Below are 18,516 nucleotides of genomic sequence, written 5' to 3' on the forward strand. Positions count from 1 at the left end.
TAGAAGATGTCGAACTCTGGCATGGCGATACGGCCCGTTTTATGGGATGGAGATGTGTTCAGAGTACTGGACCAGAGGCTTTTGCCTCATAAGGAGCACTATATAGACTGCGATACCAGTGATAAAGCCATAAGAGCCATAAAGAACATGGCCGTGCGGGGAGCACCTGCCGTGGGCCTTACCGGGGCTGCGGCCGTTGCCCTGGGGGCGAGAGAGATAGATGCCCGGGATGTGGATACCTTCATGAAAAAGTTCGATCGACTTTGTGATCGAGTTAAACGTGCCCGCCCTACGGGATATAACCTCGAGTGGGCGGTTGAACAAATGAGGCTGGTGGTCGTCGAAAACTTATCCATTGGCATAGACGCAATCGTAGAAAAGCTAAGGGAAAAGTCGGAGGCTCTTATTAACGAAGACATTGAAGTGAACCGTGCCATCGGTGCCTGGGGTAAAGATGTAATACCGGCGGAAGGAGCGGTGCTGACTTACTGTAATGCCGGAGGGCTGGCAACGGGCGGCTATGGAACCGCTCTGGGAGTTATCCGGGCTGCCTGGGAGGAAGGGAAAAAGTTCCATGTCTTTGCCTGTGAGACCAGGCCGTATCTTCAGGGAAGCAGGCTTACCATGTTTGAACTTTTGAAGGAGGGCATACCTGCTACCCTGATCACCGATAACGCGGCCGGCTTCCTGATGCAGAAAAAGAAAATTAATGTAGTCGTCGTGGGAGCCGACCGTATCACTGCAAATGGCGATGTGGCAAATAAAATCGGAACTTACTCCCTTGCAGTTCTTGCAAAAACTCACAACATACCTTTTTATGTGGCGGCACCCAGATCCACAATAGACCCGATGAAAAGCCGGGGAGACCAGATCCCTATCGAAGAGCGTCCCGGCAGGGAGATTACTCACCTCGGCGGAAAGGCCATAGCCCCTGCAGGGACCGAAGCGTTGTATCTGGCCTTTGACGTAACCCCCTCCCGGTACGTTTCGGGAATTATTACAGAAGTGGGGATAATAACCAGGCCCTATACGAGAAACATAAGGCTTGCACTGCAGAAGGAGGCAGGTAAATGACGGTTATGTGTTGCCCGTGGGATCCGTTCTGGTTTGGTAGGGTTGTGGCCCTGAATTTGACTTCTCACAGAGCCGCTGAGGACAGGGGGAAGTTTCCCCATTTCTGTGACCTCCTGTGAAATTAACATGGGAATACTGCCGTGACCGTTTTTCAGCCGGGCGAATGGGTACTTCTCACAACCGATAAGGGCAAAAATTGGCTGGTTCGTCTTTCACCCGGAGAAAGTTTCTCGTGTCACCTTGGTAGTATCTCTCACGACGATATCATAGGCCGTGAAGAAGGGCATTGCTGGGTTACACCAAAGGGCGTCAATGTGTTTCTGTTTCGCCCCGCAATGAAAGATCTTCTTTTCCACCTTCGGAGAAAGACTCAGATTATCTACCCGAAGGATGCGGCCATGATAATCTGTTACGGGGACATTCGGCCGGGACTGAGGGTTCTTGAGTCAGGTCTGGGTTCCGGGGCATTGACGCTTTTTCTGCTCTCGGCCATAGGCCCCGATGGCATGCTGGTTTCCGTTGAAATGCGGCCCGAGTTTGCAGACCTGGCGATGGACAATGTACGGAGATTTTTGGGGAACTTACCGGCACAGTGGAGCGTGGTCATCTCCGATATTGAAAACCCCGGCCTTAAAGGGCCCTTTGACCGGATCATTCTGGATTTGCCGGAGCCGTGGAAAGCGGCATCTGCCGCTTCGGAACTGCTTAAACCTGGTGGCATTATTGCCACCCTCAGTCCTCAGATTACTCAGGTACACGCCGTGGTGAAGGAGTTGAAACGCCGGGGTTTTCGTTTTCTTCAGACCTTCGAAGTACTTAAAAGGGACTGGTACATAGACGAACGAAGGACTCGCCCTGTGGATCGTATGGTCGCACACACGGGGTTTCTCACCTTCGGAAGAAAAGTGATCTTACCCGGCGCACAGGCACTGCAAGAAGATCTAGAAGAGGAGAATTCTTTTTGAGACCCGCTAAAGAAAATCCTTCAACGTATCGATCCCGGAACTCCAGTAGTGCCAATAAATCGTCTCCTGCCTCTATGCAAAAGAAAGCTTCGGCATACCGTACTCCTTCCAGCGTGAAAGTACGGGCCCGGTTTATGGCAACCACCACATCTTCGTAATGCCTGCACTGAAGCTGACTGCTGTAAGCCCTTATGGCCTCAATTTTCTTTGACATATAGCTGCTTATGTCAATAAGCCGGTTGGCCTCTCCCTGACGGCCTACCTCGTACATCCAGAATTGACCGGCGTATCTGCATCCGGCCAGAGTTTTCCACACAAAAAAAGCCGTAGCGCGATGATCAGGGTGGAACTCAAAAAGTGAGGGTACGAAAACCGTCCGGGGGCACAATGATTCAACGATCTCCCGAAAACGCGCTTCAAAAGCGGGACCGTGAGAAATCAATTGCCTGTCCGGAAAATCCCAGAAGTAAATCTCATGAACCCCCAGTAAATTGCAGGCCCTTCTGGCTTCTTCCTTTCGGGTTTTTCCGTCTCCTCCTGCCGATCCGTCCGTTACGAAAAGAACATAAACCCTGATTCCTTTTTCAACGGCGTTAACAATGGTTCCGCCCATTCCGAAGGTTTCGTCATCCGGATGAGGAGCGCATACCAGATAGGGCCCTTCAGGTAAAGGAGAACATTCGTAGGGTATTAGCTCCTGCTCCTGCTTCATACACCAATTCTCGGCTATAATTTCTAATTGGGTTATGCTGTTCTCGTACCTGCCGTTTAACGAAAAGTTTAAGGCGGAGTTCATACCGATTTCTCAAGGCTTCTTACGCCTTTCACCGGAAGTAGTCAACGGCAACGGAGGGTTAAAAATTCCAGAACGGCAGAAATTCCCGGAGTTCCCATTCACCGTGTAAAAGTTCCTTTCCTATTCGCATAGCCTGGTATATTGGTTAGCTGTTGGCCCCGGGCTCCCGCGGAAAAATAAAGCCCTTGACAAATAGGAGTTATTACGATATTGGTTGAAGCCGAAATTAGGAGTTGCTAGTGCATAGTACAGAAACCAAAAAAGACGATCTTTTACAATTCGAAAAAATCTGCCGTAAGTTTCGGCTTAAAGTCACTCCCCAGCGGATAGCGATCTATCGAGCCTTTATCTCGTCGGAAGATCATCCGTCGGCCCTGCAGATTTTCGAGAGATTGAGGCGGGACTTTCCTACAATATCTCTCGATACCGTCAACAGAACCCTGCAGACCTTTGTTGAAATGGGACTGGGTAAGGTGGTGGAAGGTACGGGAGAGCCCAGAAGGTTTGATCCTAATCTTAAAAAGCATCATCATTTTAGATGTTCCAGATGCGATAGGATTATCGACTTCTCACACCCTCCCTACGACTTTCTTGAAATCCCCCCTGATCTGAAAGATCGAGTGGCGGTTAAGTCGGTCAAGGTCGTTCTGGAAGGGCTCTGTGAAGAATGCCTTAGGAGCACTCGCTGAGCTGTTCCGGACCCTGCGTCCGCCGGCGGACTTACGGTAGGGCAAAACCCGGAAATTTAACAAACGGAGGAAATCATGAGTAATGAAGAAAAAAAATTATCCGAAGGCGGCCTGGAAAAGGCTGCAAAAAAAGATACCGGCCCGAAACCCAGAGATTGGGTATCCTACCGGGTCAACCTGAAACTTCTGCACCAGAATTCTCCTCTGTGCAACCCCTTTGGTGCCGATTTCAATTACAAAGAAGAATTCGAAAGCCTTGATCTCGAGGCGGTGAAGAAGGATCTTGCAGAGTTCATGACCAAATCCCAGGATTGGTGGCCCGCCGACTTCGGTCATTACGGTCCATTGCTGATTAGAATGGCCTGGCACAGTGCAGGAACTTACAGGGTTGCCGATGGCCGCGGTGGTGCAAACTCCGGTCAACAGCGTTTTGCACCTCTTAACAGCTGGCCCGATAACGTTAACCTGGACAAGGCCAGGCGGTTGCTTTGGCCTATTAAGAAAAAATACGGAAGAAAGATCTCCTGGGCCGATCTCCTGGTGCTTGCCGGAAATGTCGCCCTTGAGTCGATGGGTTTTAAGACCCTGGGATTCGCCGGGGGGAGGGTTGATTGGTGGGAGCCCGATGAAAGTGTGAATTGGGGGCCTGAAGGAGAATGGCTTACCGACGAACGCCGTACTCCTGAAGGAGATCTTGAAAACCCCTTTGCGGCTACCGAGATGGGCCTGATTTACGTTAATCCGGAAGGGCCCAACAGAAATCCCGATCCACTGGCTGCCGCAAGGGATATAAGGCTTGCCTTCGGTCGTATGGGGATGGATGATGAAGAGACGGTGGCCTTAATTGCCGGGGGGCATTCCTTTGGTAAGTGTCATGGTGCAGGTCCCGTGTCGCACGTGGGGCCCGAGCCCGAGGCAGCCCCCATTGAGCAGCAGGGTCTGGGATGGAAGAGTTCCTTCGGCACAGGTAAGGGTCCCGATACTATTACGAGTGGCCTTGAGGTCATCTGGACGGTCACACCCACAAAGTGGAGCAATAACTTTCTGTTTAACCTCTTTAAGTACGAATGGGAGCTTACCAAAAGTCCGGCGGGAGCATATCAGTGGGTTGCAAAGGATGCACCGGAAATAGTTCCCGACGCTCACGATCCCAATAAGAAGCACAAACCCACGATGCTGACGACGGATCTCGCCCTGAGGTTTGATCCCGTGTATGAGAAAATTGCCCGTCGTTTTCTCGAACACCCCGATGAACTCGCAAAGGCTTTTGCCCGCGCCTGGTTTAAACTCATTCATCGTGATCTCGGCCCCCGATCCCGTTACCTTGGACCTGACATACCGAAAGAAGAATTCGTCTGGCAGGATCCTCTGCCTCCTGTGGATCACCCCTTGATAGAGGATAAGGAAATAGCGGAATTGAAGGCCAGAATACTTGCTTCTGGGCTTTCCATCTCCGAACTGGTCTATACTGCCTGGTCTGCGGCCGCCACCTTCAGAGGTTCCGACAAACGAGGCGGCGCCAACGGTGCGCGTATCAGGCTCATTCCTCAAAAAGATTGGGAGGTTAACCAACCCGAACAACTCCAAAAGGTCCTCGGGGTGCTTGAATCCATCCAGCGTGATTTCAATGCCGAGCACGAAAAAAATGACGGTAAGAAGGTTTCTCTGGCAGACCTCATAGTGCTCGGCGGATGTGCAGCCGTAGAGGAGGCAGCCAGAAAGGCAGGGTACGAGGTGACCGTACCGTTTACTCCCGGCCGTGTTGATGCGTCTCAGGAACAAACGGACGTTGAGACCCACAGGTATCTGGAACCCATATACGACGGTTTCCGTAACTATCTCAAAAGCAGGTTTACGGTACCGGCGGAAGAGCTGCTTATAGAGAGGGCTCAGCTCCTTACGCTCACGGCACCGGAAATGACCGTTCTCGTCGGCGGTATGCGCGTATTAAATGCAAATTTCAAAAAGTTACCACATGGTGTTTTCACTAAACGTCCTGAGACCCTCACGAACGATTTCTTCGTTAACCTGCTCGACATGGACACCGAGTGGGTGCCCGTTCAGGGAGACGACAATCTTTTTGAGGGTCGAGATCGCAAAAGCGGTGAATTAAAATGGACGGCCACCAGAGTTGATTTAATCTTTGGTCATCATCCTCAACTTCGTGCCATAGCAGAAGTTTACGCCAGTGACGACGGAGAGGATAAATTCGTTCGGGATTTCGTGGCTGCATGGAATAAGGTGATGAATCTCGACAGATTTGACGTTTACTGGTGGTAAGCTTCGTATCTGGAGGCGAGCTTTTCGCCTCCAGATCTTTTACGAATTGCCGGTTTTTAATAGAGATTCAGGATTTTTGGAAGCATCAGTGAGAGTGAAGGAAAAAGTATCACCAGTATAAGAGCAATCGTCATGGCCAGAACGAAGGGTATGACGGCAACGGAGGTTTCCTCCAGGTTTATGGAAGCCAGATTTGTTGTCACATAGAGATTGACTGCCACAGGTGGTGTAAATTGACCTATGGCCAGATTGAGGGTCATAACGATACCGAACCAGAGCGGATCCCAGTTGAAGTGGGCAACAATGGGCAGAAGAATCGGCAAAAAGACGTAATAGATGGAAATCGCGTCGAGGAACATGCCGGCGATGAGAATGAGAAAATTCACGAGTATAAGGGCAGTGATCTGAGAAGAGGAGATGGAGAGGATTGCAGAAGCCATTTTTTCCATTACGCCCAGGGTTGATCCGGCCCAGCTGTAGAGTCCTGCCAGTGTGACAATCAGCAAAACAACGGCCGATGCAAGAGAAGCCTGAACCAGTATTTCGTAAAAGTCTTTAAGGGACAGCGTTCTGTAGACTATCATTCCGACGAAGAGTCCGTAGAAGACGGCTACAACGGCGGCTTCCGTTGCTGTGAAGATACCACCGTATATACCCCCCAGGATTACCACTGGAGCAAGCAACCCCCAGAAGGCCTCCCGGAAAGCTCTGCCGATTTCTCGCAACGAACCTCTTCGCTCTCCCACATATCCTCTCTTTCGTGAAACCAGGTAGGCCGGAATGATTAACGACATTCCCGCAAGAAAGCCCGGGATTGCACCCCCCGCAAAAAGTGCGGGAATGGATGTCGTGGTTATTACTCCGTAAAGGATAAGGGCTATGCTGGGTGGTACTATTATTGCCGTCGATCCACCGGCGGCGATGACGGCTGCGGCAAAAGCTTTTGAATAGCCTTTCCTTACCATCTCGGGTATTAGCACGGCTCCTATGGCTGCTGCATCTGCCGGTCCTGATCCGCTAATCCCGCCGAAGAAGACGCAAACGAGAACTGCAACGATGGCTATGCCCCCGGGGATGCCTCCAACTATGAGTGAGGCAAGATTAACAAGCCTGGCGGAAACCCCGCTTCGCTCGAGGATCATACCCGCAAGGATGAAAAAGGGGACGGCAAGTAGGGGATATTTTGCAATTCCCGAGTAGAAATTGGCCGAGCATACGAATATGCCGAGTTCGTATTTCCACATTGCCAGAAGTGCCATGGTTCCAAGTGCAACGGCAATAGGGACCCCAAGGAGGAGTAAAAGAAAAAGACCGCCGAAAAGAAGGAGTGTGGCTTCCATCTATTCCCCTCAAAGAGAGCTTTACAAATCTTTACGAAACCCCTCTTTTACCGAATCCCATGTGTATTCCAAAATTCTTACCGTAATGAAAAAAATTCCGATCGGGATGGCCATGGTGTAGATCCACTGGGGGATCTGAAGGGCTTCCGATGTGGTTCCCAGAAGACGCTCGTCTTTAATCTGGATGATGGAGTAATAGGCTATCGTTAAAAAGAGTCCCAGTGACAGAACTGCGGCGAAAACCGTAAGACCGGCCTGTATCTTAGGGGAAAACCTCCTTTTAACGAACGCTATCCCGAGATGTAGCCCTCTTTTAAAGGCCGCTGCAGCTCCGAAGAGGGTCAAATACACAAGACCTGCAACCTCAATTTCCTCGGTGAATGCAAAGGAATAGTTGGTAAAGTAACGGACGCAAACATTAAGAAAGGCAACTACGGCCATTATCAGAAGCAGTAGAGCGCAGAAAACTTCTTCAATCTGTCCGAAGAACTTTCTCATTTTGCCGTAAATTCCGTACCGTTTGCCCTCAGGGTGCTGCCGCGGCGGCTGTTAAGGCCGCCACGGTTTCCTTTGCCCTTATCTGCCCAGAAGCTTTTCGGCTTCTTCCACCAGATCCGCCCCTATGGTGGCCTTCCATTTTTCGTAAACTTCTCTGGTTTTCGCTCTGAAAGCCTGTCTCTGTTCCGGTGTAAGAACCGTTACCTTCATGCCTTTTTGTTCAAGGATCTTTAAGGCGGGCATCTCTCCGGTCAGGCCTTCTCTTGCGCGGTCAACCTCCCATGAACAGGCTTCCTGCGCCGCCTCGGCAATTATCTTTCGATCCTCTTCGGTAAAGCCTTCCCAGGTCTTCTTGCTAACTCCGAGAATGAGAGGATCTATGGCATAGTGCCATATTGTAATGTAGGGATGAACCTGCCAGAGCTGATAGGGAATGATTACGGCGTTTACGGGATTTTCCTGCCCATCCACGGTTCCCTGCTGAAAGGCTGTCTGTGCCTCACCCCAGTTCATATTAATGGGATTTGCCCCCAGTGCTCTGAAAATGTCTATGAAGATCGGCGATCCCACGACCCTGACCTTTAAACCGGCAAGGTCCTCGGGCTTTTCAACAGGTCTTACGCGGTTGGTTAGTTCACGAAACCCGTTTTCTCCCCATGCAAGCCCGATAACGCCTTTTTCCTCAATCTTTTCAAACAAAATCCGACCGGGTTCGCCGTTCTTTACTGCGTCAACCTGCTCGTAGTTGTCGAAAAAGAAGGGCAGAGCAAAGAGGTTTAGCTCCGGAACCTGAGGAGACCAGTTAATGGTTGACGCAAGGGCAAAATCCGCCACACCCTGACGGAGAAGTAAAAACTCATTCGTTTGCTTTCCGGCGAAAAGCTGACCGGCAAAATAACATTTGATGTTTATACGCCCTCCGGTTCTCTCTTTTACAAGGTCGGCGAACTTCTGAGCAGCTTCACCCCAGGGACCTTTAGGCCCTACCACAATGCTCATCTTATATTCACTTTTGTACTCTGCAGCCTGCACCATGCCCGATAAGGTCAGCAGGGCAACACATAACACCACCATGAGGCCCGTAGCTCTGGTTCGGCTCATAGAATACCTCCTTGTTTCAAACAAAGTTTGATAAGTTTTCGTAACATCAGCATTTTTCCTGCCAGCTTTAAGGCTCGGTGTCAAGACATGAAGGGAAAAACCCTTTGAAGCCCGATACTGCTTCTTATATCTTGAATTACGCTTGACTGTGTTGACACCCGGCGACGGCTTTTCTATCGTAAATATTCTCATAAAGATTGCTTGCATGAATGGTATTATAAGGACGTGTCATGGAAAAGAGTTCAGGGAATCCCCCGCTGAGGAGTCTTGATGATCTGAGAATTGAGATCGACGAGGTTGATAAAGAGCTCGTAAGGTGGCTTGCCAGGAGAATGAGGCTTTCTTACGAAGTTGGACGGGTGAAACGAGCTCAGGGTTTGCCTCTTTTTGATCCTGATAGAGAAGAAGCAATCTTGAAAAAGCTCGTGACGCTCAACACCGAACCGCTCCTCACACCGCCGATTCTTCGTTCCATATACAGAGAAATTCTTGCCGCTTCCAGATCCCTTCAATACCCCGTGAAGGTAGCCTTTCTGGGTCCTCTTTGGACCTATTCTCACATAGCAGCCCTTTTCGTCTTCGGCCACGATGTGGAATATAACCCCTGCAGCTCCATGGAAGAGGTCTTTGAGTCTGTTGCACGCAATCGTTATGACATAGCGGTGGTTCCTGTGGAAAACAGCGTTGAAGGCAGTATCGGCATAACAATGGACCTTATGTACCGGTACGACCTGTACATTGTTCGAGAGTGTTACGTTGCAATGGAGTACCATCTGGCCGGGAATGTTGAGGATTTGAAAGAAATTAGAGAGGTTTACGCCCATCCAAGGGCCTTCAGCCAGTGCCGTCGCTGGCTTGCCGAACATCTTTCTGATGTAGCACTGGTGGAATGTTCATCTACGGCTCAGGCGGCCGAGCTGTGCCGTGAAGTTAGAGGAAGAGCCGCCTTATGCAATCTCTATGCAGCACATCACTTCGGCTTGAACGTTGTTGCCGAACACATTTCAGACTATCCCGACTCCGTAACGCGTTTTATAGCCTTGAGTCGTGAAAAAACTTCGCCTTCCGGTGATGACAAGACGTCAATTATTTTTGGGGTGTCTCATGCCCCGGGTGCTCTTTATAGAGCTCTGGAACCCTGTGTTCGTCACGGTGTGAATTTAACCCGCATAGAATCGAGGCCTGCGAGAGTCCCTTTAAAGTCTTATCTGTTTTTCGTGGATCTGGAAGGTCACGAAAATGATCCTTCGGTAAGGGCGGCCCTGAGCGAAATGGAGGATGCTCTGCCCTTTGTCAAAATTCTGGGTTCTTATCCCCGGGCCTCTGATGAACCGGTTAAGGTCAACAAAGAGATGATAAGATCGGAAAGTGTCGGCGGGAGCATTAGCTGTCATGGGGCATCACAGGTTTAAGTTGTGCGGTATTCTGGAGCATGTTTCCTTCGATGTGTTGGGCTCCTACATGAGACATCCTGATGTGGATTTGGTTGAGTGTCGGCTTGATCTGTGGGAAACAAAGGTCGGAAGGGCCGGTTTGTATGTCCTTTTTGACGGCTTGCTTGAAGCTCAGAGGTGGCCCGTTATAATTGCCTGCAGGCCCAGGAGAGACGGAGGATTCTTTGAAGGCAACGACAAAGAGAGAGTCAGCGTTCTTTTGAGGGCCGTGGAAAGCGGCGCCGAGTGGGTTGAACTCGGTTATGATGAGCCGGAAGAGTTTTTTCATTTATTTTCCGAAAAACGGGCCAGAGTTATCAGGACTTACCGGGTACAGCCCGATGAAAGCATAGATACGAATTTGCTCAAAGACCGATGTAGAGAGATCGCTCAAAAAGGGGCAGATGTTCTGAGAATTATAGGTCACGTAGAGCATCCGGCGGATTGCTGCATCTTTCTTAAGATTATCCCGGAAATGCAGGAAGAGCTTGGAAAAGGCGTAATAGCCTATGGTCTGGGAAATAAGGGAAGATGGAGCCGTATCGCCTGCCTTTTCCTGGGAAGCCCCTGGACTTATGTTCATTTCTCGCCTATTGATATGAAAGAAAGGCATAAATTTGATGCCCATACCGCCCGCATGATATTGAAGTATTTACACGGAGAAACGGTGCCAGATGATCCGCTGTGTACAGACCCGACTGTTTGCGGTTATAGGCCACCCCGTTAAGCACAGCCTCAGTCCGGCCATGATGAATGCGGCCTTTCGTGCTCTGGATATTCCCGCATTTTATCTTGCCCTTGAAGTCTCGGATTTCCTTGAAGATATGAAACACATTACCGCTCTGGGGTTTGACGGCCTCAGTGTGACGATCCCTCATAAAGAATCGGCCATGAAGCTGGCCGTCGTTGATGATGAGGCTGCGCGTGCTATTGGAGCCGTCAATTGTCTTAAACGGGTGGATGATGTGTGGCGGGGGAAGAATACGGACTGGATTGGAGTGGTTGATAGTTTTAAAAGCCGGGGAATAGACATTTCCGGAAAAAAAGCACTGGTTCTTGGAGCCGGTGGTGCGGCCAGAGGAGTCATATATGCGGCTTTGAAGATGGGTGCAGAAGTGACCGTTGTAAACCGCACCGACGAAAAGGCCTTTTCTTTGGCAGATGAGTTCGGCATTAACGCAGTGGAGCATAAGAGCCTGAAGGAGCGGGTTTGCGATTTCCAGGTTGTTTTTCAGACCACACCGGTAGGAATGAATGGATATCCCGTAGAGCATTTCTGGCCTTACGATATTTTCCGACCGGGAATGATCGTTATGGATCTGGTCTACAGGCCTGCAAAGACCGCATTCATGAAGTCTGCCGAAGAACGTGGATGTACGGTAATTTCAGGCCTTGATATGTTGCTTTACCAGGGTGTTGCCCAGTTTGAATGGTGGTTTGACAGGCCGGCCCCTTTAGAGGCTATGAAGAAGGCTCTTTACGAAGCGGCGGAGCAGGACGATCATGTCTGAGGTCCTTGCTATAAAACCGGTAAAATCCGTATCCGGTAGGGTTTTGCTACCGGGATCAAAGTCCATGACCCATAGGGCTTTTTTGATGTCCGCACTGGCGGATGGCCAATCGGAGGTCCTGCATGCCCTGAAGTCCGAGGATACACTTTTTACGGCAGAGGCTCTTTCAAAACTTGGTGCAGTGGTTAGCTGGGAGCAGGATCGGGTTTTTATAGGACCGCCGCAGGTGCGCTGGGCGGTGCCTGATGGACCGCTCTATGTTGGTAACAGCGGAACGACCATGAGGCTTCTGCTCGGTGTTGTTTCTGCAGGAACGGGTCGGATCGTGCTCGACGGCTCGGAAAGGATGCGCCAGAGGCCAATTGGACCCGTTGCCGGGGCTCTGGAGAGTCTGGGAGTTAAGTGCCGATTCCTTGGTAAAGAAGGATATCCGCCCGTTGCCGTTGTTTCGAGCGGATTGAAGTCAGGTGAAGCCGAAGTCGATGCAAGCCGTAGTAGCCAGTTTCTCTCTTCCCTGCTTATTGCCGCTCCCTGTGCAGAAGGACCGGTCGTCTTAAAGTGGCGAAAGCCCGTGGCATCGTTCCCTTATGTTCAAATGACTCTCAGGATGATGAAAGAGCGTGGCATTGAATATAGAAATCTGGATGAGACGTCAATTGAAGTCCCTGCTCCTCAGAAGTATGCCCCTGGCAGAGTAGAAATTGAGGGTGATTGCTCGTCGGCTTCGTATTTCTGGGCTGCGGCGGCGGTGACGGGGGGAAGGGTAGAAACCTATCCGGTTTTTAAACAAAGCTATCAGGGAGACGCCGCCTTCCTAGACGTTCTCGAGATGATGGGCTGTAAGGTCGACCGCTGGGATGATGTTGTTTCTGTCGAGGGGCCTGAACTGCTGAAACCTGTTGATGTTGACATGAACACCATGCCCGATATGGTGCCCACCCTGGCGGTTGTGGCGGCTTTTGCGGGCGGTCGAACGGTTATACGTAACGTGGGACATTTGAGGATCAAAGAGTCCGATAGACTATCTGCGGTTGCTACCGAACTGTCCAGGGTAGGTGGAGATGTGGAAATTGTCGGGGACGATACCCTCGTTATAAAGGGCGGCAGGAAGCTCCACGGAGGACTAATTGAAACCTACGAAGACCACAGAATTGCCATGGCTTTTTCGATTTTAGGGCTCAGGGTTGAAGGCGTGGTTATTAAAAACCCCGGTGTTGTTGCGAAGTCTTTTCCCGGGTATTGGGATGTTTTTTCGTCACTCGTCCTGCGGCGGGACGGGGACTGATATGAGGGAAAAGAGGTCAAGACGCTTATGGATCTGGGGGCTTTTCGTAGTCTTAACCTCATATCAGAGTGTGATTTTTGCCGCCCCGGCTGGAGGGAATGAACCCTTTCTCAAATACAGACTTAAGGAAGTGTGGAGAGGCTATCTGCCCCTTTTTACAGCCCGGTGCGGGATAACTGCACTTCAGATAAGACTGCTTCCTTACGGAACCGTTGTCTTGTCCCACAACGACACTATACCTCTTACAACTGCGTCGGTCACCAAGCTTTTTACTTCTTCGGCAGCTCTCCATTACCTGGGTGCAAATTACCGCTTTTTCACCGATATTCGGGGCATAATGCCTCACAAAGGAATCCTTTCCAGCTCTCTCCTGTTGTACTCTTATGGCAATCCTTTTTGGACCTACGAGGACATGAAGACGTGCCTGTCACAAATGGTTGATCGGTACGGCATTAAAACCCTGGAAGGCAGGATATTTGTTAATATGTCGTCTTTTTCTCCGGGGGTTGAGCATCTGTGCATAGATAATAGATGCAGCATGCCTTACAACCCGGTGATAAGCCCCTTGTCGCTCAACTTTAACACCTTAAAGGTTACGGCCCTGCCCGGGAAAATCGGCGGTCCGGCAAAAATAGTGCTCGATCCGCCTTCTGATTTTCTTACCGTACAAAATCGGGTTCTTACGACAGGATCGTCAAAAAATGTTGGTCTTTATGCAGGATTTAAAGAAGATGGCAAGGTGCTCGTTGTTAAAGGGCGTGTGAGCGCAAGATTGAAGAGAGGTCTTTCCGTTGAAGTAAACATAGAGGCACCTTCAACCTTCATCGAGAGGGCTGTCCTGAAGGAACTTGGGGGTCTGGGAGTAAAAACCCTGGGGAAGAAAATTCCGGCAGGGGATCTCGTGCTTATTAGGTGTTACGGACCTACTCTGGCTGATGCAATAAAGGAAATGAATACCGAGAGCAACAATTTCGTTGCCGAAATCGTTGAAAGATTGCTGGGTCTAAGGACTTACGGGCCGCCGGGTACGAGACTTAAAGGTCTCAGAGCCATAGAAGAATATTTGTACGGAATTGGAGTTCCCAGGGGAGATCTGCACCTTACTTCAGGATCGGGGTTGAGCCGGGACAATCGCGCAACGGTGAGGGCTTTTGAGATTCTTCTTACCACGATGTATTTCGATAGGAACTCGCGTATATTTTTCAATTCTCTTGCAAAGAACGGCGACGATGGAACGCTAAAAAGGTACTGGAAAGGGGACGATTTTGTGGTTGCAGCAAAAACCGGTACACTCAGAGGCGTGGTTGGGCTTTCGGGCTATGTCCTGTGGGATCGCCAGAACGATCCTTTCGTGATTACCGTTTTGTGCAATGATTGTTCTGAAACATGGAAAGTAAAAAGACTGATAGAATCCTTTGTTCGGGATGTGGTTCAGGTTTTCAGGGAAAATCTCAAAACAAGCCATAGCCATCGAGCAATCAGACCGATGATTGGAGGGAATACCAGACTTGAAAGAAATCGGATTCCGACGACATGAATGCCAAGGAGCGGAACTTCCAGAGCGATTACGCGGTTCAGGCCCAGCAAAGACCATGCAGAGAGATAGGCAACCACGGGACCGATGTCGGCGCCCGCTCTGAAAAGAGATGCGACAATGGGAAACTGGACGAAGGGGCCGCCCGGCGTAAGGATGCCCATAACGGTTCCTATCAGAAGCCCTGTCCATCCGCTTTCACGGCCTACGTATCGGGCTATGGCATCTCTCGGGAATATGTTTTCCATAAGTCCGGCAAGGAACATGGCAAGGATCATTATGGGTAGCAGCTTGATGAAAAGGAAACCTCCGGATCTTGCGGACTCCAGCAGAAGGGTCGGATCCTTTTTGTATGCGTAGGTTCCCAGTATTACGGAAAGGATGGTCATAACGATAAATGCAGGTAGCATAGAAACCTCCTCATTCTCTGTCTGGCCTTTGTTGCTAATGAGAGGTATCACATAGGAGGGACATTTTAAAAGGAGTTTGATATGGGTTGGCGGAAAAGGGTTCTGGTCACAGGTGGGGCAGGGTTTCTCGGTTCACATCTTTGCGAAAGGCTTCTTAGAGAGCATTATGATGTTTTGTGCGTTGACAATTTTTACACCGGTTCCAAGGTGAACATCGAACATCTGTTAAAAGATCCTTATTTCGAGCTTATGAGGCACGATATTACCTTTCCTCTTTATGTGGAAGTCGATGAAATCTATAATCTTGCCTGTCCGGCGTCACCGGTACATTATCAGAGCGATCCGGTCCAGACCACAAAGGTATGCGTACACGGTTCCATAAACATGCTTGGGCTTGCCAAGAGAACCAGGGCAAAGATATTGCAGGCTTCCACGTCGGAAGTTTACGGCGATCCGGAAGTGCACCCTCAGCCGGAAAGCTACCGGGGCAATGTCAACCCTCTTGGCCCCAGAGCCTGCTACGATGAAGGCAAACGCTGTGCCGAAACTCTCTTTTTTGACTACCACAGGCAGCATGGGGTTAAGATAAAAGTTGCAAGGATATTTAATACCTACGGACCGCGGATGCATCCTAATGATGGAAGAGTTGTGTCGAATTTTATTTTGCAGGCCCTGAGAGAAAAGCCCATAACGATCTATGGGGACGGATTGCAGACCAGATCTTTTTGCTATGTGGACGATCTCGTTGAAGGGCTGGTCTTACTTATGAATACGGATGACGAATTCACGGGTCCCGTCAACCTGGGAAACCCTCACGAGGTCACCATTCTTGAGCTGGCTGAAACGATCAGGGAACTTACGGGTTCTAAGTCCGAGATAGTATTCAAACCTCTACCCCACGACGATCCCAGGCGCAGGTGCCCCGACATATCTCTGGCAAAAAAAGTTTTGGGCTGGGAACCTCGCGTTCCCTTGAGAGAGGGTCTTAAAAAGACGATTGATTACTTTGATGATTGTTTGCGCGCCGAGTGGTGCAGATGGGTGATTGAAAGGTGAGTGGTTTAAGGACAGGGGCTGTTTCGGTTTTGCTGCTTTTTATGTGGGGTTGTGCTTCAGGCGTACCGCAGCAACCCGGGACTTACACCACTCATTACCGACAGGAAATTTATCAACCACAGCGGGATACGGAGGTAGTTGAAAGAACTCTGTGGGTACGGTCTGCCCCAAAGACGATAGTGCACGAAGTCGCCCCTCTTGAAACTCTATGGCGGCTGTCCAAAATGTACGGAGTTAGCGTTGAATCCATCAGGAAGGCAAACGGCCTTCGGGATAACACTATATACGTTGGTCAGAAACTGGTTATCCCGAATGCTCGTTACTTTAAGAACGTAATACCCCTTTATCCCACGAATAAATGGCGTTATATTATATTACACCATACGGCAACGGATATAGGTAAAGCGACGGTAATTCACAAATGCCATAGAGAAAGGGGTTTTATTTACGGACTGGGCTACCATTTTTTAATTGACAACGGGACGCTTGGCAAAGGCGACGGGCAAATTGAGGTTTCGCCTCGATGGATAAAACAGCAGGATGGAGCTCATTGTAAAGCAGGAGGTATGAATCATGTAGGAATAGGTATTGCTTTGATAGGCGATTTTAATGACAAACCTCCCACAGAGGCTCAGATTCGGTCACTATTGCTTCTCCTCAATGTTCTTATGGATTATTACCATATTCCTCCCTCTCATGTTATGGGACACGGTGATGTTCCGGGAGCACAAACGGACTGTCCGGGAAAGTTGTTTCCCTGGCGCACAATACGCTTGGCTCTCAGTTCAAAATAACATTTTCCGGTTTTGATAAGTCCGAAGCCTGTTCCAGAGAAAATCCTTTCAAAGAAGGTTGGGAAAGGAGGTAACAAAGATGAACGAACTCTTGGCACCGGGTGGCAATCTGGAAATGGTCGAAGCAGTCCTCCGGAGCGGTGCCGATGCGGTATATGTTGGCTCCAAAGGCTTTAGTCGAAGAAAGTGTGCGTGGGAAATGGAAGATTCTCAGATAAGGGAAGCCATAGAAACCGCCCGGATGATGGGAAACAAGAAGATAAGAGTTGCCATTAACGCCGAAATTCCGGAAGAAAAGTTCATGGTCCTTATGCGCAAGCTTGCCAGGTATGCTTCGTGGGGTGCAGAAGGTGTAATTGTGAAAACACCGGCCGTCATGAAGATGGTGAAACAGAACTTTCCGGGTCTGGTTATCCATGCAAGCGTGGGGTGTAACATTCAGACGAGATCTCAGATGGAGGAGTACAAAAGCTACGGAGCCACCCAGATCGTGGCCAGTACGGAAATCAATACCGTGGAAAAACTGAAAAAATTTAAGGAAACGGCGGATCAGGTGGGAGTTAAAACGGAAGTGCTCATCCACGGCAACCGCTGTGTTGGTGGGGTCGGTAACTGTGCTTTTCATGAACTGATAGCAGACTCTTACATAAAAAAAATTTACTACGACGAAGAGGGGAATGAAATAGTCGAATACGAAGGATGGCCGGATAGGAGTGGGAGTTGTTTCCGCCTCTGTCTGCTGACCGATGAACAGAGGAGAAAGGTTTTAAGGCAGCGAGGACGATCTGATCAGGAGATAGAATCGATCAACGAAAGGATAAGAAAACATCCGAACGTTGCCTTTGCAATTAACGGAAAGGAACTCTGGGATTATATGGATCTTGGGCTTGCCACCCTGAAAGTTCAGGGAAGAGAGTACCCTGTGGAGTTGATTGCGAGGATGATTTCCATTTACAGAACCATGATCGATGCTCACGCAAAAGGTCTTCCCCACGATCACCCCGATCTGATCCCGTTGCAGAATGAACTTGATGAAATTGCCCGTGACAGGGATCGTGTCAGGATGGAGAAAACTCGAGAACTCCACAGAAATATAAAAGGTCTCTACTAACCTCAAAGGGCCTCTTCTCCCTCAAGGTGGGTAAGACCGTTGGGGAGAAGAGGCACATCAATTAAAGTTTCTTCAGGAGGGGCAGGGCCTTTCGAAATTCTTCGGTTCCTGCCCTGTTCAGAAGCTCGAAAATTATCATCTCCGTTGAACTCATAATAGCGCCGGCCTGCTGAAGGCGTTTTATGCCGATAAGACGGTTTTCCTCACTTCTGGACGTGACGGCATCTGTTGCAAGATCAACCCTGTAGCCGAGCCTTAGGGCGTGAGCACCTGTGTGAAAAACACATATGTGGCTTTCCATGCCCGCCAAAAGAAGGGTCCTGCGCCCTAGTTGCTCAACAGCACTGCGGATGGAATCGTTTTCGAAACAGCTGAATTCCAGCTTGTTTAAAATCGTCGGATTGGCGACTCTCTCTACAAGTTCCGGCAGAAAAGGACCGAGCTTCTCGGCATTATGGGTTGTGAAAACGATTGGTATGTCGAGTATCTGACAGATTTCAATTAGAGCATGACAGTTTTTTACTACTTGCTCCTGCCTTACGCAGGGATCCAAAAGCGTTTTTTGAACATCCACAAGCAGAAGAAGACAATCATCCCTTTTTAAAAACTCTCTGGCCTGTTCCACGGGTTCACTCCTTT

19 protein-coding genes are annotated in these 18,516 nt (G+C 49.7%); 13 read left to right on the forward strand and 6 right to left on the reverse strand.

Going from position 1 to position 18,516, the window contains the following annotated elements; genetic code table 11:
* Positions 1-21 precede the first annotated feature (21 nt).
* Genes mtnA through BM091_RS03395 form a run of 3 tightly spaced genes read left to right on the forward strand, consistent with a single transcriptional unit; the run spans position 22 to position 2,039 of the window.
* Complete coding sequence (mtnA, locus tag BM091_RS03390; protein ID WP_093393539.1) at positions 22-1,074, forward strand: S-methyl-5-thioribose-1-phosphate isomerase; 1,053 nt, start codon at positions 22-24, stop codon at positions 1,072-1,074.
* Complete coding sequence (locus BM091_RS14370) at positions 1,071-1,193, forward strand: hypothetical protein (protein WP_281243969.1); 123 nt, start codon at positions 1,071-1,073, stop codon at positions 1,191-1,193. The genes mtnA and BM091_RS14370 overlap by 4 nt, the downstream gene beginning before the upstream one ends.
* Positions 1,194-1,214: 21 nt before the next feature.
* On the forward strand, positions 1,215-2,039 hold the full coding sequence (locus BM091_RS03395; RefSeq protein ID WP_093393460.1) for a tRNA (adenine-N1)-methyltransferase: 825 nt from the start codon (positions 1,215-1,217) through the stop codon (positions 2,037-2,039).
* Here the strand turns inward: BM091_RS03395 and BM091_RS03400 are convergent.
* A complete protein-coding gene (locus tag BM091_RS03400; protein ID WP_093393462.1) occupies positions 1,963-2,835 on the reverse strand; it encodes a PIG-L deacetylase family protein in 873 nt (290 codons plus the stop codon). The two genes, BM091_RS03395 and BM091_RS03400, sit on opposite strands and share 77 nt — an antisense overlap.
* A 239-nt stretch (positions 2,836-3,074) precedes the next feature.
* Between BM091_RS03400 and BM091_RS03405 the strand changes: the two genes are divergently transcribed.
* Together BM091_RS03405 and katG are read left to right on the forward strand one after the other, a co-directional pair.
* Positions 3,075-3,524: a Fur family transcriptional regulator gene (locus tag BM091_RS03405; protein ID WP_177193507.1), complete on the forward strand. Its 450-nt coding sequence runs from the start codon at positions 3,075-3,077 to the stop codon at positions 3,522-3,524.
* A gap of 75 nt (positions 3,525-3,599) precedes the next feature.
* Positions 3,600-5,804, forward strand: coding sequence for a catalase/peroxidase HPI (gene katG / locus BM091_RS03410; RefSeq protein ID WP_093393465.1), 2,205 nt, complete (start codon positions 3,600-3,602; stop codon positions 5,802-5,804).
* A 56-nt stretch (positions 5,805-5,860) separates the two neighbouring features.
* Here katG and BM091_RS03415 read toward each other — a convergent pair whose 3' ends face one another.
* From BM091_RS03415 to BM091_RS03425, 3 genes are all read right to left on the reverse strand, one after another.
* Entirely contained in the window at positions 5,861-7,144 is a 1,284-nt protein-coding gene (locus BM091_RS03415) for a TRAP transporter large permease (protein WP_093393466.1), read from the reverse strand.
* A gap of 21 nt (positions 7,145-7,165) precedes the next feature.
* Positions 7,166-7,642 carry a TRAP transporter small permease gene (locus tag BM091_RS03420; RefSeq protein ID WP_093393468.1) on the reverse strand — a complete coding sequence of 159 codons (477 nt, stop codon included), beginning with the start codon at positions 7,640-7,642 and terminating at the stop codon, positions 7,166-7,168.
* A 78-nt stretch (positions 7,643-7,720) separates the two neighbouring features.
* Positions 7,721-8,743 carry a DctP family TRAP transporter solute-binding subunit gene (locus tag BM091_RS03425; protein ID WP_218148785.1) on the reverse strand — a complete coding sequence of 341 codons (1,023 nt, stop codon included), beginning with the start codon at positions 8,741-8,743 and terminating at the stop codon, positions 7,721-7,723.
* Between the two features lie 230 nt (positions 8,744-8,973).
* On the opposite strand from BM091_RS03425, the gene pheA reads away from it, so the two are divergent.
* From pheA to dacB, 5 genes are read left to right on the forward strand one after another with little or no spacing between them, the layout of a single operon-like run.
* The gene (gene pheA, locus BM091_RS03430; protein ID WP_093393469.1) at positions 8,974-10,155 is read left to right on the forward strand and encodes a prephenate dehydratase; all 1,182 of its coding nucleotides are present in this window, start codon (positions 8,974-8,976) and stop codon (positions 10,153-10,155) included.
* A complete protein-coding gene (locus BM091_RS03435) occupies positions 10,136-10,903 on the forward strand; it encodes a type I 3-dehydroquinate dehydratase (RefSeq protein WP_093393471.1) in 768 nt (255 codons plus the stop codon). Before pheA ends, BM091_RS03435 begins: the two co-directional genes overlap by 20 nt.
* Positions 10,851-11,687, forward strand: coding sequence for a shikimate dehydrogenase (gene aroE / locus BM091_RS03440; protein ID WP_093393472.1), 837 nt, complete (start codon positions 10,851-10,853; stop codon positions 11,685-11,687). Before BM091_RS03435 ends, aroE begins: the two co-directional genes overlap by 53 nt.
* Positions 11,680-12,972 carry a 3-phosphoshikimate 1-carboxyvinyltransferase gene (aroA, locus tag BM091_RS03445; protein WP_093393474.1) on the forward strand — a complete coding sequence of 431 codons (1,293 nt, stop codon included), beginning with the start codon at positions 11,680-11,682 and terminating at the stop codon, positions 12,970-12,972. Before aroE ends, aroA begins: the two co-directional genes overlap by 8 nt.
* Before the next feature lies 1 nt (position 12,973).
* The gene (gene dacB / locus BM091_RS03450) at positions 12,974-14,509 is read left to right on the forward strand and encodes a D-alanyl-D-alanine carboxypeptidase/D-alanyl-D-alanine endopeptidase (RefSeq protein WP_177193508.1); all 1,536 of its coding nucleotides are present in this window, start codon (positions 12,974-12,976) and stop codon (positions 14,507-14,509) included.
* Here the strand turns inward: dacB and BM091_RS03455 are convergent.
* Positions 14,404-14,916, reverse strand: coding sequence for a permease (locus BM091_RS03455; RefSeq protein WP_093393477.1), 513 nt, complete (start codon positions 14,914-14,916; stop codon positions 14,404-14,406). The two genes, dacB and BM091_RS03455, sit on opposite strands and share 106 nt — an antisense overlap.
* A gap of 81 nt (positions 14,917-14,997) precedes the next feature.
* Here BM091_RS03455 and BM091_RS03460 point away from each other — a divergent pair, with 81 nt between their 5' ends.
* The 3 genes from BM091_RS03460 (at position 14,998) to BM091_RS03470 (ending at position 17,877) form a co-directional block, all read left to right on the forward strand.
* Positions 14,998-15,972: a UDP-glucuronic acid decarboxylase family protein gene (locus BM091_RS03460; protein ID WP_093393478.1), complete on the forward strand. Its 975-nt coding sequence runs from the start codon at positions 14,998-15,000 to the stop codon at positions 15,970-15,972.
* Positions 15,969-16,766 (forward strand): N-acetylmuramoyl-L-alanine amidase, encoded by a 798-nt coding sequence (locus BM091_RS14035; protein ID WP_093393480.1) that lies wholly within the window; start codon positions 15,969-15,971, stop codon positions 16,764-16,766. The genes BM091_RS03460 and BM091_RS14035 overlap by 4 nt, the downstream gene beginning before the upstream one ends.
* Before the next feature lie 79 nt (positions 16,767-16,845).
* Positions 16,846-17,877 (forward strand): peptidase U32 family protein, encoded by a 1,032-nt coding sequence (locus tag BM091_RS03470; RefSeq protein WP_093393481.1) that lies wholly within the window; start codon positions 16,846-16,848, stop codon positions 17,875-17,877.
* Between the two features lie 61 nt (positions 17,878-17,938).
* On the opposite strand, the gene BM091_RS03475 is transcribed toward BM091_RS03470, so the two are convergent.
* Positions 17,939-18,502 (reverse strand): isochorismatase family protein, encoded by a 564-nt coding sequence (locus BM091_RS03475; protein ID WP_093393483.1) that lies wholly within the window; start codon positions 18,500-18,502, stop codon positions 17,939-17,941.
* Between the last annotated feature and the right edge of the window lie 14 nt (positions 18,503-18,516).

Source organism: Thermodesulforhabdus norvegica, from assembly GCF_900114975.1.
Lineage (GTDB): Bacteria > Desulfobacterota > Syntrophobacteria > Syntrophobacterales > Thermodesulforhabdaceae > Thermodesulforhabdus > Thermodesulforhabdus norvegica.